This is a genomic window from Pseudovibrio sp. M1P-2-3 (assembly GCF_031501865.1).
Classification (GTDB): domain Bacteria; phylum Pseudomonadota; class Alphaproteobacteria; order Rhizobiales; family Stappiaceae; genus Pseudovibrio; species Pseudovibrio corallicola.
In genome coordinates, this window is the sequence record NZ_JARRCW010000001.1 from 2014035 (window position 1) to 2030225 (window position 16191).

The window sequence follows — 16191 nt, forward strand, 5'->3', positions numbered from 1 at the left end:
GTCCCAGTACTTTGGGCTACTGGTTTTAAAAGGGGAGACGCACTATGCGCAAGATTTTGAACTTTGCAACAGCTGCAGCTGTTGCTTTGGGAATTTCCACCGGAGCATCAGCATTGGCTGATCCGCTGAAGGTTGGCTTCATTTACGTCGGCCCTATAAGTGATCACGGTTGGTCATATCAGCACGACCAAGGCCGTCAGGCCATTGAAAAGGCTTTCGGTGATAAAGTTGATACAACGTATATTGAAAGTGTTTCAGAGGGACCAGATGCTGAACGTGCCATTGAGCGCCTTGCCCGCTCAGGCCACGATCTCATCTTTACAACGTCATTCGGGTTTATGAACCCAACCTTGAAAGTTGCAAAGAAATTTCCAAAAGTGAAGTTTGAGCATGCAACTGGTTATAAGCAAGCAAAGAATGTTGCCAGTTATAGTGCACGGTTCTATGAAGGCCGCTACGTTCTAGGTCAAATTGCTGCCAAAACCTCCAATAGTGGTGTCGCAGGCTATATTGGTTCATTTCCAATTCCAGAAGTTGTTCGTGGTATTAACGCATTTATGCTCGGGGCCCGGACTGTAAACCCGGATTTTCAAGTAAAAACTGTCTGGGTGAACTCTTGGTATGATCCGGGTAAAGAGGCAGACGCTGCAAAGGCCCTAATTGATCAGGGTGCTGATATCATGGTTCAGCACACAGATTCACCAGCTCCCTTGCAAGTGGCGCAAGATCGCGGAATCAAGGGCTTTGGGCAAGCTTCTGACATGATCAAGTTTGCACCAGACACGCAGCTTACTGCCATTGTGGATGATTGGGGCCCTTATTATATTAGCCGTGTTCAAGCTGTAATGGATGGAACCTGGAAGGGGCAGGATACATGGGGAGGTATGGATGCAGACATGGTGCATATAGCACCTTTCACAAACATGCCCGAAGGTGTAGCTAAAGAAGCATCTGAGACTATTGAAGCCATTCGTAGTGGGAAATTAAAGCCATTTACCGGTCCGCTTAATAAGCAGGACGGGTCCGTCTTCCTTAAAGAGGGCGAGATCGCTGGTGATGATGTTTTAGCTAGTATGAACTTCTATATTGAAGGTATACAAGATCAATTACCTCAATAAGATAGAAGCGTATACTTAAGTTATTTGTGATAAAAGGATTGGCGGTTTTCTGCCAATCCGGTTTGCTTGCCTAACTCCCTACTTTAATGGAAGCTGAAATTACGGAGTGTCGTGATGAGGCTTGTAAATAGTACGTATGATTGCCCCAAGTTCTCGAAACTGCTCTGAGAAGGGGTTTGTTTTTCGCCAGATCATTCCAACTCTGCGCGAGGGGCACGGATCTGGAAAGCGCGTACTGACCACATCTGCGGATCGGGTTTCCATAGGTACTGCCATTTCCGGTATCATGGTTACTCCAATACCCGCACCGACCATCTGCACCAGAGTTGACAAGGAGCTACCTTCTATTAAATGTTGACCTTCCCTGACCGAGGTACTGCAATACGATAGGGCTTGTTCGCGGAAACAGTGCCCTTCTTCAAGCAACAGAAGGTGCATTTCCTTAAGTTGGTTTAGATCTGGAAATGTCTGGTCAGCCAGCTCTCGTCTGCGAACCAGAAAAAAGTCTTCTTCGAATAGAGAAAATTCTTGAAGTGATGGAATGGATATTGGGAGCGCGACGATTGCTATGTCCAGTTTCGCCTCCAAAAGGTCGGTTAGCAGGGTTTGAGTAATTGCTTCCCTGGGATAGAGATCCAGTAGGGGATAATGGCTGCTTACTGCCTTAATGATCTGCGGGAGCAGGTAGGGTGCGACTGTTGGGATGACACCTAGTCTTAGGGTCCCGGAGAATGCACCGGACATTCGGACCAGATCTTCCAGTTCATCCACTGATTGCAGAATATTCATGGCACGCTGAGCAAAGTCGTTCCCTAATTTTGTTAACCATATTTTGCGTGGTGTACGCTCCACAAGGGGGGCACCGATCATCATCTCCAGCTCCTTGATTTGTTGAGAAAGAGCTGGCTGACTAATGGAGCAAACTTCGGCTGCTCGGCCAAAGTGTCGCATTTTAGCCAAAGCAGTAAAATACCGAAGTTGTCTCATTGATATATTCATTATAATAAAATCCTATCATAGAGTTAAGATCTTATAATTTTTCATGATCGATTACAAATGTTAGAAGTCTTCTAGGATTTGCAGGGTGCGCCTCTTGGAAACACTGCTTAAGGTAGGTCCAAGAGATAACTCAGCGTCAATAACGCTAATGGAGGTAGGTATGCACGGTAAAAATGAGAGTAAGTCCGGAGTTTGTCCGGTGGCACATGGCGGGAATACGGCTATGGATAAGCCCGTCACCAAGTGGTGGCCTGAGGCACTTAATCTGGATATCCTTCATCAACGAGGTGCGCGAACCAATCCAATGGATCCTTCTTATGATTACCGTGAAGAAGTGAAGAAACTGGATTTTGCTGCAGTGAAGGCGGATGTTAGGGGGCTTCTGACTGACAGTCAGGACTGGTGGCCGGCCGATTGGGGGCACTATGGTGGATTGATGATCCGCTTGTCTTGGCATTCTGCAGGTTCCTACCGTCTAGCCGATGGTCGAGGCGGTGGTGGTAAGGGCAATATCCGTTTTGCACCTCTTAACTCATGGCCTGATAACGCCAGTCTTGATAAAGCCCGTCGCCTCCTTTGGCCTGCTAAGAAAAAGTATGGAAATGCTCTTTCATGGGCGGATCTGATCCTTCTGGCCGGTACAATTGCCTATGAAACTATGGGATTGAAGACTTTTGGTTTTGGCTTCGGACGCGAGGACATTTGGGGACCGGAAATTGATACTTATTGGGGGTCGGAAAAAGAATGGCTGGCCCGCAGTGAAGAGCGCTATGAAGATCTAGATGATCCTTCCACTTTGGACAACCCCTTAGCAGCAACACATATGGGATTGATCTATGTGAACCCTGAAGGGGTGAACGGCCAGCCGGATCCACAAAAGACCGCTGGGCAGGTGCGTGAAACATTTGCCCGTATGGCAATGAATGACGAAGAAACTGCAGCTCTAACATGTGGCGGACATACAGTTGGTAAATGTCATGGTGCGCTTGCTGGAGACAATATTGGATCAGAGCCTGAGGCTGCGGCTCTGGAAAATCAGGGCCTTGGATGGGCGAATCCAGATCAGCAAGGGAAAGCCAGTAGAGCTTTTACCTCTGGCATTGAAGGCGCTTGGACTAGCGATCCCACTAAGTTTGATATGGGGTATTTTGAAGCTCTCTTTGGCCATGAGTGGACGGTGACGAAGTCTCCTGCTGGGGCATGGCAATGGGAACCAATTAGGATCAAGGAAGAAGACAAACCTGCTGATGCAACGGACCCCGCCATCCGTCATAACCCGATTATGACGGATGCGGATATGGCCATGAAGGTTGACCCTATTTATAATGAGATCTGTCAGAAGTTCATGAAAGATCCTGAGTACTTCAGGGAAACTTTTGCGCGTGCGTGGTTTAAACTGACCCATAGAGATATGGGGCCAAAGGCGAACTATATCGGCCCAGACGTACCAAAAGAAGACTTGGTGTGGCAAGACCCTATTCCTGCAGGGTGTACTTCCTACGATGTTCAGGCAGTAAAGGCAGAGATCGCTGCGAGCGAGTTGAGTGATAGTGAACTAATTACCACAGCATGGGACAGTGCCCGAACCTACCGTGGATCGGATATGCGAGGTGGCGCCAATGGAGCTCGCATTCGTTTGGCGCCGCAAAAAGACTGGGAGGGTAATGAGCCTGAAAGGCTTGCAAAGGTTCTCGGCATTTTGGAGCCAATTGCAGCGAATGCAGGTGCCTCTGTAGCTGATGTCATCGTACTTGCTGGTAATGTTGGAGTGGAACGGGCAATCGAGGCAGCTGGTTCTAATATGGAAGTGCCATTTACTGCTGGACGCGGCGATGCAACGGATGCGGTGACAGATGCAGCCTCCTTTGATGTTCTGGAGCCTCTGGCGGATGGTTTCCGTAATTGGCAGAAAAATAACTATTCTGTCAGCCCGGAAGAGTTGATGTTGGATCGTGCTCAACTGTTGGGTTTAACAGCTTGGGAAATGACTGTGCTTGTTGGCGGACTTCGTGTCCTAGGAGCCAACTTTGGCGGGTCTAAGCATGGTGTATTCACTGAACGAGAAGGCCAGTTGACAACAGATTTTTTTGTCAACCTAACTGATATGGCAAACAGTTGGCACCCATTGGAAGATGGAACCTATGAGCTACGTGATCGCAAGACAGGAGCAGGTAAGTGGACTGCAACCAGCGCCGATCTGGTCTTCGGATCCAATTCGATCTTGAGAGCCTATGCTGAAGTATACGCTCAAGACGATAACCATGAGAAGTTCCTTCGTGATTTTGTCGCCACATGGAACAAAGTTATGAACGCGGATCGCTTTGATTTGGCTGTATAGCGTTTATTGACAGGGTGTCTGGTAGGAACAAGTTATCTACCAGACACCCTATAGTATTTGCTATATGAGGAGCTAAATACTAACTTTTTTCTGAGGTGCTGTCTCCCTATTGAGGGTAAGTGTCATTAGGGTCAAGTCAAGCCATCGGCCAAATTTATATCCTACCTCAGGTAGAATTCCTGTAACTTTGAAGCCAAACTTGCGGTGCAGGTTCACGGAGACCTCGTTTTCACTGTCTATTGCGGCTACGAGAACATGAAATCCGTTTTCCCTTGCGCACTTGATAATCGCCTCTAACAAAAACGCCCCCGCACCGCGCCCCCGTGCCTGCTCGGAAACATAAACAGAATGTTCAGCGGTTAAGGAATATCCAGATTTTGCTCGGTATGGGCCATAACTGGCATATCCCAAGAACTTGCCGCCTTCGTCCTCAGCAATCAAAACGGGAAACTTCTGCTCCTGTTGTTTATGGAGCCATAGGATCCTTTCCTCAATGTTTTCAAGAGTATCTGTCCAGATTGCCGTGAGAGTTTTTATGGATTCATTGTGAAGTTCTAAGATGGAGGGAATATCATTTTCTGTAGCGCTTCGGATTTTCATAGTCTCTCCATGGCAAATCTATATTTTTTGAAAATATGTACAATGTTAGTGTTTCTAACGGGTGTCGCAACACCTGAAATCAGATGCGCTCAATCAATAAAGGTGCCTCTAATAGGGTAAAATACTTTGCAAGGCCGAGTTTAGCGGGGCGAGCCTACCGGGTATTTTGCGAAAAACGTCGTTATAAAGCTGTTTATAGAGTTCCTTAGTCTCAGGGTCCGGGGTGAAAATGTCAGTTTGTCGGGTCATACATTCCATAGCAGATGGAAAGTCATTGTGTACACCAATACCGACACTGGCAGAAATTGCAGCTCCTAAGCCTGCAGTTTCAAACGTGTGTGGGCGTTCTGTTGTAACTCCAAATATGTCAGCAGTGATCTGCATGATCGCATCTGATTGAGATCCACCTCCTGACACACGTAGTGTTTTCACTGGCATGCGGCTTTTCCGTTCGATTTTCCTTAGGCCATACTTTAGTTCGTAGGCTATCCCTTCAATAATTGAACGGTAAAAATGCCCCCGTGTATGATATTCTCCAAATCCAATAATTGCGCCCTTGTTGTTCTTGTTTTGTCCATTGTCTTTTCCCCATTTTGGGTAGAGAACAAGACCGTTGGATCCAGGCGGCGTTTTTTCCAAGAGTTCATCAAAGAATGCTTCTGTTGGTGTGTCCATCTCCTGAGATCGCAGAATTTCAGGATGTCCGAATTCATTCTTAAACCAATTGACCATCCAATACCCTAATATGACCGAGGCTTCAGGGGTGAACATATCAGGAACACCTGCAGGGTATGCAGGGAGTGGGCGTTCAATTTCAAAATAGGTTTTAGAGTGAATATTGATCGTGGCTCGAGTGCCGTAGCTGATACAGGCAACTGTTGGGTCGATTGCGCCACTACCAACAACCTCACAAGCTTTATCTGAGGCTGCAGCAATCACAGGAAGATCAGGGGCGAGGCCAAGGTGGGAGGCCGCTTCTTCATTAAGAGGTCCAATGGACTCACCGGGCTGCACGAGCTCTGGAAGTTGGGAGGCTTTTACATCGAACAATTTCCACAGGAAGTGCGAAGAGTTAGCCCAGCGCTTGTTTTTATAGTCAAAGGGAACATAACCCACTTGAGATGCTACTGAATCTTTATAGAGGCCCGTTAACCGGTAGTTTAAAAAGCCGGAAACCTGTAAGACTTTTTGAGTTTGCTTCCAAGATTCCGGTTCATTCTGGGCAAGCCAGTTTACCTTTGCCTCTTCGCGTATTTTATTGATCGACTGGGAGACACCTGCACAGAAAAAGGCAGTACGCAGTGCAAAAGGTAGGGGCTTATTGTTAGCCTCAAGCCTCTCATCCATCCAGGTAATAGAATTTCTAATGACTTCACCACGCGACCCCAGAGTAATAAGGGTACCACGCTGGGCGGTGACAGCAATTGCGCGGACTGCTTGCGGGGCAGCCCCTTGTCTCCATAGTCGTTTGCAGGCTGTGCCCACCAGTTCCCAAAGGTGGCCGGGGTTTATTTCTGACCAGCCCGCTTCTAAAGAGTAGTAGTCAGTAATGGGAAGTTGGCATTTAAAGAGCAAATTACCTTGGAAATCAAATATGAGTGCACGAAGACTCTGGGTACCATTATCTATGACAAGTACTGTATCTTTCATTCGATGATTTTTCCGCGGGAGACCATTGGCTTGATAGAAGCAATTGCAACGAGGTTGACTTATTGGGGTAGTGAGTAAGAGGTTCGACAGATGTTGATATACCGGTCCCACTCATAGGTCCACCGCTCTTTAGTCCACCCCAAAGATTGCCTGCATATTTTTTCAAACTTGCCTGCATGTAACTGCCCTCCATTTGGAAGAATGAACCCGATTCTCATGCGGCGAAGCAGGAGATCATCCAAGTGTACGATCATACCGTGGCAAGCTTCCCACTGTAGTTCGCACCATAAGCGCTTTGTACCAGGAATGAACGATAGATCATCATCAGTGGCGGAACTGAGGAGGCTCTTAAGGTGCAGGCCATAGAACCCCTTCAAACGACGAAGTGTTTGCGGCCCAAATCGGATGCTGAGCTTTTTGACTTCTTTCGAAGTAACGGGTCCAATGTTTTGGAAAAGAGGAGCCGCATTGAGACTCGCAGGTGTGATGCCAAGTAAGGGGGCTGCGCAGGAAAGTACGTCTTGCGCAATAGCGCGAAAGGTCGTCAGCTTGCCACCTGTAACTGTCACTAGACCCTGATCTTCCCATACACAGTGATCTCGCCGGGCTTGGGACGGTTTTATCTTCTTTGGATCTTGTCCTTCTCGCGCTACAATTGGGCGCACGCCTGACCAAGTGGTTAATATGTCGCTTTCAGTCAAACATGATGAAGGGAAGTGGTGATTTACACCTTCCAGAAGGTATTTGATTTCTTCCTTTGTGATTGTCGCTTCGGTGTTTAAATCGGATTTATGATCCAGATCTGTTGTTCCAATTACGGTTTTGCCCTCCCACGGATAGACAAATACACCACGCTTGTCTTGAGGGTGCAAATAGGCGAATGTCTGATGCACGTTTAAACGCCAAGAGGGAACAACAAGATGGCTACCCCTTAATGGACGTAGTTGCGCTTTCTGCCCTGTTTGGGTGCGCAAGTTATCTGCCCATGCACCTGTTGCATTAACTGTTACTTTTGAGTGGAGTGAAATGATTTTACCACCTATGGAATTCCGCGCCTCAACACCAATAACCTTTCCTCCAGAGCATATAAGATCCTCAGCTTCCATATAGTTAATCGTAACAGCGCCATGTGCACGGGCTTCTTCTAGCGTTCGAAGGGTTAGGCGGCAGTCATCGGTCAAAGCGTCTGAATATTGTATTGAGCCAAGAAGATTATTATCGGACAGTTGAGGCAGGAATTTCTTTGTAGCCTTAGCCTTTAGATACTTGTGGTTTCGCCCGCCTGCCATCAGGCCGTAGATATTAATCAAAGTCCCCATAAGAAAGCGTGGCGGGTAGGATTTTTTTCGAAAAGTGAAAAGGTAGTTGAGTGGTTCAATCAGGCCGGGGGCTTCTGCCAGAAGGCGTTGTCGTTCCCTGACAGACTCCCGGGTGAGTTTGATCTCCCCTTGACTGAGATAGCGTAGCCCGCCATGTATCATTTTTGAGGAGCGACTGGAGGTGCCCCAGCTAAAGTCTCGCTGCTCGATCAATAGTGTCTGCAGGCCATTACGTGAAGCCTCAAGCGCGACGCCAGCTCCTGTAATCCCACCGCCAATTACGATGAGATCCCATTGAGGAACTGCAGCTATTTGATGCAAAATACTTGTTCTTGAAGCAGATGTTTCAAGGAGGGTCACTGATCAAGTCTCCTAAACCGGGACATAAACCTGTCGTGGATGTTATGCGGTCTCACATGTCTTATTGAGGGAGGGAGTAAGGCTACCGGGGTTGAGCCTCTGCCCATCGTCAAAATGCTCTAGGATTGCATCCAGAGCGTTAAGGGCGCGCGATCCTTTTTCATCTTCCAGATATGGCGCGTGATCCCTCCCCACTCCGTGTTGATGGCTAATCGTCCCAATGTGCTCTACGACTGTTTTGGATGCGAGTTCCTTGATTACTTTCCAGCGATCCAAAGTTTCTTCATAGGTGGGCGCGCACGGGAACACGTAGGTGGTGTAAACACTCGACCCTTGAGGATAGACATGGGAAAGGTGAGAGAATGATAGAACGCGAACCCCGATGTACGACAGGGCCTCGCTGATCTTTTGGTCCACCTCCTCGCAGTATCCGCCAAGATTAGACCAGTTTAGTGCAGTCTCAAAAGTGTCAACCGCGTATCCTGCCTTCCAGAGAGGTTCTCTCAGGTAAGGACCTTTAAAACGCCCTTCTTCCCACTTATTTCCGAAAAGTTTGCTTAAGACACGCTTTGCTTTGAACATGCTCAAAATAGAAGTGACTTGACGCTGGGCGTACCGGATTTGATCAGCTGCACCCGTATATCCCACTGTGAGCATGGTCTTCTGGTCACCAAGCCCTTTTAGTCTGAAAAGGAAATTAAGTTTAGAAAGTTTATTCTCTTCAACGGCTAGGCGCAGACTAGTGTCTGTTTCAGTTGGATTGCTAAGCCGCAGCATAGATAAGGGGACATTCCGCTGGGCAAGGGTTTTGACCGCTGAAAGTGCTGTTGCCCAATCCGGTAGGAAATAGGTGATGAATTTCTCGTGTTCCGGCAAGGGTTGAACTTGAACTTTTACCTCGGTCAAGATGCCAATGCGACCTTCAGATCCCAACACTAGCTCTTTGAAGTCGGGACCAGCAGAGGACGCGGGGAAGGGGATAAGAGACAAGGGACCGTCCAGTGTCTCCATGCGTCCACCAACAAACATTTTCTCTATACGGCCGTAGCGTAAAGACTGCTGGCCGCTGGAACGGGTTACCACCCATCCTCCTAAGGTCGATAATTCGAAAGACTGCGGGAAGTGGCCGAGCGTATAGCCAAGAGCCCCAAGTTGGGCCTCTACTTCCGGACCGTTAGCCCCCGCGCCGAATGTGGCAATAAGACTTTCTTCATCAAAATCAATCAGCAGGTTCATTCGCGTCATTGCAATGGTTAAAACCGGTTTGCTTTGTCGTCCGATATCCAAATGGCCAACAACTGATGTACCGCCACCATAAGGGACCACGATTACATCATTGGTTTTTGCCCATTGCAAAAGCTCAGCGACTTGCTCACTAGATTCTGGAAAAGCAACACCGTCTGTTACATGGGGGAACTGCCCGCTTCTCATCTCCAGCCAATTAGGAAAACTCTGGCCGGACCCATAGTGCAGCCGCACCTCCGCACTGCTGTCAATCAACGGATGAAGGGGTAACCTGCTTTGGGGAACCTTCGACAGAACTTCTTCAAGACCTGCATCGGCTAAAGGCTGTGATGAACCTAGACGTTCTGTTAAAAATTCCTTTGCGCTTTCGGGTAATTCCACATTTATGCTGCTATCACCCCAGCTATTCCAACGTCGCATTACTCTCCCCCCGGTCGTCGCGTCTGAAACCCATTAATGTTCCTGAGCACATCGTTCCCGTGAACCGGCAACAGTTCGTACTAGTAATCTAAAGTAGGTAGTAGTGACTAGCCTACAGCACAGGCTGGAGTGGGCTACCTAGTCTTTTGATTAGGTTTTTCCTCATTTCTCCATGCTGAAAATCAGGCCTGCACAGATTAGTCTGCACAATTTGACCATAATTTTATCATTAAGTTGACTTAACAACTCATATTTTATAGAAATCCTCACGTTGAGGTCAGCCAGAGCACAACCGTTCAAGCCAGCCATTGCTTAATCTGTCTGGATGTTTACGTATGTTTGGTTTGGCGAAGTTTTCTCGTAATCGGCGGGGGTTGCTTGCAAAGGGTGAGGATCCTGCACTTGCGTATTCAACTATCCTCGTCCTGACTGGGTTATATATTGCTCAGGCAATTCCGATATATCTCGTTGCGGCGGCGCTACCGGCTATCTTCAGGGAACAGGGAATCAGTCTGGTTGCCATCGGTTCCCTTGCCATCCTCATGCTTCCATGGGTACTCAAATTTCTTTGGGCACCTATCGTTGATCGCTACTATTTCAAGAGCATTGGCAAACGTCGCAGCTGGATTATTCCAGCCCAGTTGATTTCTGTGGTGATTGTTCTGATTTTGGCGGGGTTGGATCCGGCGCAAGATCAAAAACTCCTCTTTCCGCTATTAATGATGCTGGCCCTTTCCAGCGCGACGCAGGATATCGCGACAGACGGTTATGCTGTAGAGCATCTGCCGGATGTTTGGCAGCCTTTGGGTAATGCTATTCAAGGGGGAAGCGTGGCAGCAGGCGTGCTGTTGGGTGGGTCTCTTTCTCTGTTTATGCATGACATGTTTGGGTGGAGCGTGGCACTAGGGTCCGCTGCCACTCTTTCATTTCTGGCACTACTGCCCATTCTTTTTACCAAGGAAGCTACAGGACTGCGTAAGGATGCTAGCTTCGAGTGTGCGTTCTCAGCTAAACCCTCCATCTTCACATTCTTTTCCAGCCGCAACTCTCTGATTATCCTTTGCTTTGCCATGCTATTCCGCCTGCCTGAAGGGTTAATTAAAGGCGTAGAGCAGGCGTTTTTGGTGGATTTTGGGTTTTCCCTTTCTCAAATCGGAGTTGTGAGCGGAGGATCGGCTGCATGCGTGGGGCTGGGTGGTTCCGCAGCGGCTGTGGTCGTCATCAAGAAGTTTGGCCTACGCACGTTCCTTTGGACAGTTGGCGGGTTGAGAACCCTTTGCTTTGCGGGCTACGCCGCTGTGGCGCTTGTCGCCTATGAGGGCTTTGCTGTTCTTGTGGCCTTGTCTGCTGCAAATACGTTCATCCGCTATATGGAAATCGTTGGCCTTTACAGCGCTTTCATGCGTTCCAGCTCTTTGCGTCAAGCTGGAACGGACTTCACAATTTTAAGTTGCGCAAATCTGCTGGTTTATATGCTGGGTAGCATTAGTGCGGGGGCTATTGGGCAGTACTTGGGCTACGGCCCGCTGTTCAGCCTTGCAACCACTCTTTCTCTTCTTGGTATTGCCGTGTCCATGGCTTTTTTCGATCGGGCCTATAAGCCTTCAGAGCCGAGCGATACCTCCGCAAAACCGACTTTAACAACCTCAACTCTCTCGACAAAATAGGAATAGAGTATGTCTTCGATTAAACAACGGAGGTTGACACCTCTTGCGCTGGCCATGCTGGGATCAGTTGCTCCCGTGTTCACACTTCAAGCATTGGCGCAGGAAGCGCAAACGGAAGAACAGGATACTTTCGCCGTTGTTGTCACAGCAAGCCGCGCTGAAGAAAGTGTTTCCTCCATACCCGGCACTGTACAGGTGATTAGCGCGGAACAACTGAAGCAGGGCGTTGCTGCCTCTGGTGATGTTGCAAGCTACCTTTCCAAAATAGTTCCGGGTCTGGACTTGGACAATCAGACACTTTCTGGTGCAGGACAAAATTTCCGTGGCCGTTCAGCGCAAATACTTGTAAATGGTACACCTCGGACCACGGCACTGCGTCGCATGAGCCGTGCGCTTAGCCTGATTGATCCAGGTAGTATTGAGCGCATTGAAATTGTGAATGGAGCAAGTGCTGTTTATGGCGATGGCGGTACAGGTGGTGTAATCAATATCATTACCAAAGCTGCTGAGAAAGAAGGTTTGAGTGGGAGCGTTTCCTCTACCATATCAACATCTGGGCGCGATCTTGAAGATAGTTTGACTATTGTTAAGTCTGTCGAAGCATCTTACAGGCAAGGCGGCGTCAATGCCCAGTTTAATGGTCAGTTTAAAGATACAGGCGACATGTATGATGGTGAAGGGCGCCGAATTTCAGAGGATCCTCTTACTGGGCAAGGCGGTGGCTCACAAGTAAGGCAATACAATATTTCTGGGCAGGTCGAATATGAAGGCGATCGCGCAGACATCAGCCTATACGCCAACTTTGTGAAGATGAATCAAGATATTGATTACAACAGCGATTATAGTAGTTCTCCGGTATCGATTGACTATGACAGTCCATATCAGGGTGAAGACCCTGAAGAGGACAGTAAAAACATCAGTGCAAAGCTGAATGTATACGAAGTTGGTTTTCTCGGGGATTTACAGCTGGAAGCCTATTATAATGATGCAGAAAAAACATCGGCTTATACTCCATATGGTGAGTATAACCCTTATAAGTATAAGTTAAACAACACATCTATAGACGATAGTTATGCGCAAAAAACTATTGAAGCCATGCAGATTGGGAGTAGGGTCACTTTAGCTAAAGATATTGACTGGTTCGTAGAGGGAGCTCACGTCACATATGGTCTTGATTATAGTTTCAATGATATTAAGCAAGTTCTGCAGGACGGTCAGGATATAATTTCACCCATGAAGCAGCATTCCTACGCTGCGTTTGGGCAGCTCTCTGTACCTGTTGGTAACAGGTTTGAGTTCAAGGCGGGGGTGCGCCACGAGCGCTTCTATCTTGATGTAAAAGACTATACGCGCCCAGCTGGTTTGTACTATGAAGATGATGAGGATTACGAACTTTTCTACCCGCTAAATTCTGAAAGTGATGTATATGATTGGCCGAATTGGTATGTTGCAGAAGCGTATGTAAAAGGCGGTAAAAAGCAGTATAAAGCCACTGTTTTCAATATCGGTGGTGTTTTACATGCGACAGATGAATTAGACTTTTTTGCTGGATTTTCTCAGGGATACTCTGTTCCAGATGTTGGTTCATTTACGAGAAATGCAGTAGATCAGCAAAGTATTTTATATGGGGCTGATGTAAATAATGGTACTCCTCAAACGTTTGACTTTTCCTCCATCGCTCCTGAAGCGATGCTTGTAAATAACTATGAAATTGGAACACGCTTTAACGACGGAAAATATGCGTTCTCTGCTTCTGGTTATGTTTCTACGTCAGATGAAGGTATTACTGTTGATGCCAAGACATTTGAGATGCAACAACAGAAGGAATATATCTGGGGAGTGGAAGTGAATGCAACGGCGGCTATAAATCACCAATGGAACATTGGCGCAGTTTTGGCCTATAATGAAGGCCGTTATGACAGTGATGGAGACGGAGAAATTGATGCTGATCTTCCAAATAGTCGTATCGGATCGCCATATACTGCGACCATCTACAGTGATTACCGTTGGGACAATGGTGTAAGCGTACATGGTGAAGCTGTATACGGTTCTAGCCGAAGCGCACATGACGGAACTGAAAATGATAGTGACTACAAGCTGGATCACACGTTCACAGTAAATGCCAGCCTTGCTTATGATTCAGACTTCGGTCAATTCCAGATTGGTGCAGAGAACTTGTTCGATGCCGAATATATGAATACTTCTGCAACGTCTGTTCGGAACCGTAAAGTTTTGATCGAAGGTCAGCGTTTCTTCCTGAAGTACACTAAATCCTTCTAAAACTCTCAGATAGGTAGAGGAGGGCCAATGCTGGCTCTCCTTTGCACCTTCCTCTGAACGGCTTTAGACTGCTCTTCGTACTTTGAGTTTTCTGGCCGCCACCTTAGCCTCAGCCCTGTGACAATTATCACCTTGCGCCGGCGCATCTGACCCCTTAACTAGTCTGTAAAGCCCGTATCGATGGGTAGTTTGGGAATCTGTTTGAAAAGGGTGATTTCCTGCCTTGAACGGCATTCTAAGGGAAAGAAAAAAACAGGAACGAAATTCTACAGATCCGTTGGATTACAAGGACGCAAGGTCTTCGCCTTTGTTGGTGGGTGATCTATACAGGTACGAACACTAATTTTTTATTTAGCCGCTTTGGAGTGCAAGGTAGAATGAATGTTGCCATGAAAGGTGAGGAAGTGGCTCAGGCCATCCCAGCAAATGTTTTCGCTGAAAAAGTGACCAAGGTGGAGCACTATACGGACCGTTTGTTCCGCTTCCGTATAACACGCCCTTCCAGCTTCCGGTTCCGCTCGGGCGAGTTTGTGATGATCGGCTTGATGATCAATGGAAAGCCGCTCTTTCGGGCTTACTCCATTGCCAGCCCTTCATGGGATGAGGAGCTGGAGTTTTTCTCTATCAAGGTTCCAGATGGCCCGCTGACACAGCACCTGCAAAAGATTGAGGTTGGCGATACTATTCTTATGAAGAAGAAGCCAACAGGCACTTTGGTGAACGATGCGCTGGTGCCCGGTAAGCGCCTTTACATGTTCTCAACCGGAACCGGCATTGCGCCATTTGCTAGCCTCATCCGTGACCCTGAAACCTATGAAAAGTTTGAGGAAGTTATTCTCACCCATACGTGCCGTGAAGTTGCAGAGCTGAAATATGGTCAAGATCTTTGCGAGGAGATCTCTAATGATCCTTTGATCGGCGAACTGGCTGCAGGCAAGCTGAAGCTTTATAACTCCGTGACACGGGAAGACTATCCGTTCCAAGGCCGTATTACCGACCTTATTGAAAACGGCAAGCTTTTCACGGACCTTGGTGTTCCCCCCCTGGATCCGGCCATTGACCGCGGTATGATTTGCGGTTCCATGGAAATGATCCGAGACACGAAAGCTTTACTTGAAAAGAATGACTTGAATGAAGGCGCCAACAACAAACCTGCTGAGTTTGTGGTTGAGCGTGCCTTTGTGGGCTAACGAGCTCAAGTCAATGACTTTAAAGAGCTGTCTTGACTATTGATTAGACATAGACAGTAACCAGTTAAATGAGGGCGCTGGCAAGGGCTCTCATTTAAACTAGGTTGCGGCGGGAAGGAGTTTCTTGCCCGCAACTTGCACGACACAGTCGGTTAATTCCTTTAATACCTCGCTTGCCAGTGGGCTGATCTGCCAGCATAATGGCACATCCACAGTAAGGTCCGGTATCAACTCCACAAGTTGCCCCTTTTCAAGATAGTCTGATACGAGGTGCTCGGGGTTCATCGCCCAGCCCACGCCATAAAGACATGTCTCCACAAAGGCTGAGGAGGAGGGGATATAGTGCGTTGGGGGCGCGATCTTTCTTCCTACGGCTTGCTCAATCCAGCGTGCTTGCAGGCCATCTTTCCTGTTGAAGTTTATTAATGGGGCATTGAGCAGGGAGTCTGTTGTGACACCATCACTAAAAACCGTGTCCATAAAGCGAGGGGTTGCTGTCGCGCGATACCTCAAGATACCAAGGGCCTGAACACTCTTATCCAGTTGACTTGTGTTTAGGGCTGAGACAACAGCGTCACTTTTGCTTTGAGCCAGAAGGTCCTGCGCGTAATCTTGATCCTCTACAATGATGTCCAGCAGGTTTCCGGTCTGTTGAAAGTAAAGGCCAATGACTTCCATAAACCATGTACTCAAACTATCCGCATTGACCACAACGCGAATTCTGGCGCGTTGGCCTGCACGGGGATCTGAAAGGTTTAGTTTGCTTTGCAGTTCTTTTTCCAAGAGCTGAACGCGCTCGAAATGTCGAATCAGCTGGTCTCCCATTTGCGTCGCAGAGCAAGGGGTGGAGCGCACTATAAGCTGGGTGCTGAACTGGCTTTCCAGCGCCCGAATTCGGTGGGAAATGGCGGAGGGAGTGAGGCCGAGACGCTCTGCAGCACGCTCAAATGTCCCTTCTTCCAAAACAGCAGCCAGCGCCCGCAATCCTGCATAGTCCATAGGTCC

11 protein-coding genes are annotated in these 16191 nt (G+C 48.0%); 5 read left to right on the top strand and 6 right to left on the bottom strand.

Features of this window, described 5'->3' with window-relative positions; translation table 11 throughout:
* Nucleotides 1-44: 44 nt before the first annotated feature.
* Nucleotides 45-1118, top strand: coding sequence for a BMP family ABC transporter substrate-binding protein (locus tag P6574_RS09110; protein ID WP_310620011.1), 1074 nt, complete (start codon nt 45-47; stop codon nt 1116-1118).
* 99 nt (nt 1119-1217) lie between these two features.
* On the opposite strand, the gene P6574_RS09115 is transcribed toward P6574_RS09110, so the two are convergent.
* Nucleotides 1218-2120 carry a hydrogen peroxide-inducible genes activator gene (locus P6574_RS09115; RefSeq protein ID WP_310622135.1) on the bottom strand — a complete coding sequence of 301 codons (903 nt, stop codon included), beginning with the start codon at nt 2118-2120 and terminating at the stop codon, nt 1218-1220.
* A gap of 157 nt (nt 2121-2277) precedes the next feature.
* Here P6574_RS09115 and katG point away from each other — a divergent pair, with 157 nt between their 5' ends.
* Complete coding sequence (gene katG, locus P6574_RS09120) at nt 2278-4455, top strand: catalase/peroxidase HPI (RefSeq protein WP_310620012.1); 2178 nt, start codon at nt 2278-2280, stop codon at nt 4453-4455.
* Nucleotides 4456-4527: 72 nt separating this feature from the next.
* Here katG and P6574_RS09125 read toward each other — a convergent pair whose 3' ends face one another.
* The 4 genes from P6574_RS09125 to P6574_RS09140 form a co-directional block, all read right to left on the bottom strand.
* Nucleotides 4528-5055: a GNAT family N-acetyltransferase gene (locus tag P6574_RS09125; RefSeq protein WP_310620013.1), complete on the bottom strand. Its 528-nt coding sequence runs from the start codon at nt 5053-5055 to the stop codon at nt 4528-4530.
* Between the two features lie 108 nt (nt 5056-5163).
* Entirely contained in the window at nt 5164-6705 is a 1542-nt protein-coding gene (locus tag P6574_RS09130) for an FGGY-family carbohydrate kinase (RefSeq protein ID WP_310620014.1), read from the bottom strand.
* A 59-nt stretch (nt 6706-6764) separates the two neighbouring features.
* Complete coding sequence (locus P6574_RS09135; RefSeq protein ID WP_310620015.1) at nt 6765-8384, bottom strand: glycerol-3-phosphate dehydrogenase/oxidase; 1620 nt, start codon at nt 8382-8384, stop codon at nt 6765-6767.
* 42 nt (nt 8385-8426) lie between these two features.
* On the bottom strand, nt 8427-10049 hold the full coding sequence (locus P6574_RS09140; RefSeq protein WP_310620016.1) for an FAD-binding oxidoreductase: 1623 nt from the start codon (nt 10047-10049) through the stop codon (nt 8427-8429).
* A 335-nt stretch (nt 10050-10384) separates the two neighbouring features.
* On the opposite strand from P6574_RS09140, the gene P6574_RS09145 reads away from it, so the two are divergent.
* The 3 genes from P6574_RS09145 (at nt 10385) to P6574_RS09155 (ending at nt 15186) form a co-directional block, all read left to right on the top strand.
* Nucleotides 10385-11716: an MFS transporter gene (locus P6574_RS09145; RefSeq protein WP_310620017.1), complete on the top strand. Its 1332-nt coding sequence runs from the start codon at nt 10385-10387 to the stop codon at nt 11714-11716.
* Between the two features lie 9 nt (nt 11717-11725).
* Entirely contained in the window at nt 11726-13996 is a 2271-nt protein-coding gene (locus P6574_RS09150; protein WP_310620018.1) for a TonB-dependent receptor, read from the top strand.
* 377 nt (nt 13997-14373) lie between these two features.
* Nucleotides 14374-15186 (top strand): ferredoxin--NADP reductase, encoded by an 813-nt coding sequence (locus P6574_RS09155; protein WP_310620019.1) that lies wholly within the window; start codon nt 14374-14376, stop codon nt 15184-15186.
* A gap of 99 nt (nt 15187-15285) precedes the next feature.
* On the opposite strand, the gene P6574_RS09160 is transcribed toward P6574_RS09155, so the two are convergent.
* On the bottom strand, nt 15286-16185 hold the full coding sequence (locus P6574_RS09160) for a LysR family transcriptional regulator ArgP (RefSeq protein ID WP_310620020.1): 900 nt from the start codon (nt 16183-16185) through the stop codon (nt 15286-15288).
* Between the last annotated feature and the right edge of the window lie 6 nt (nt 16186-16191).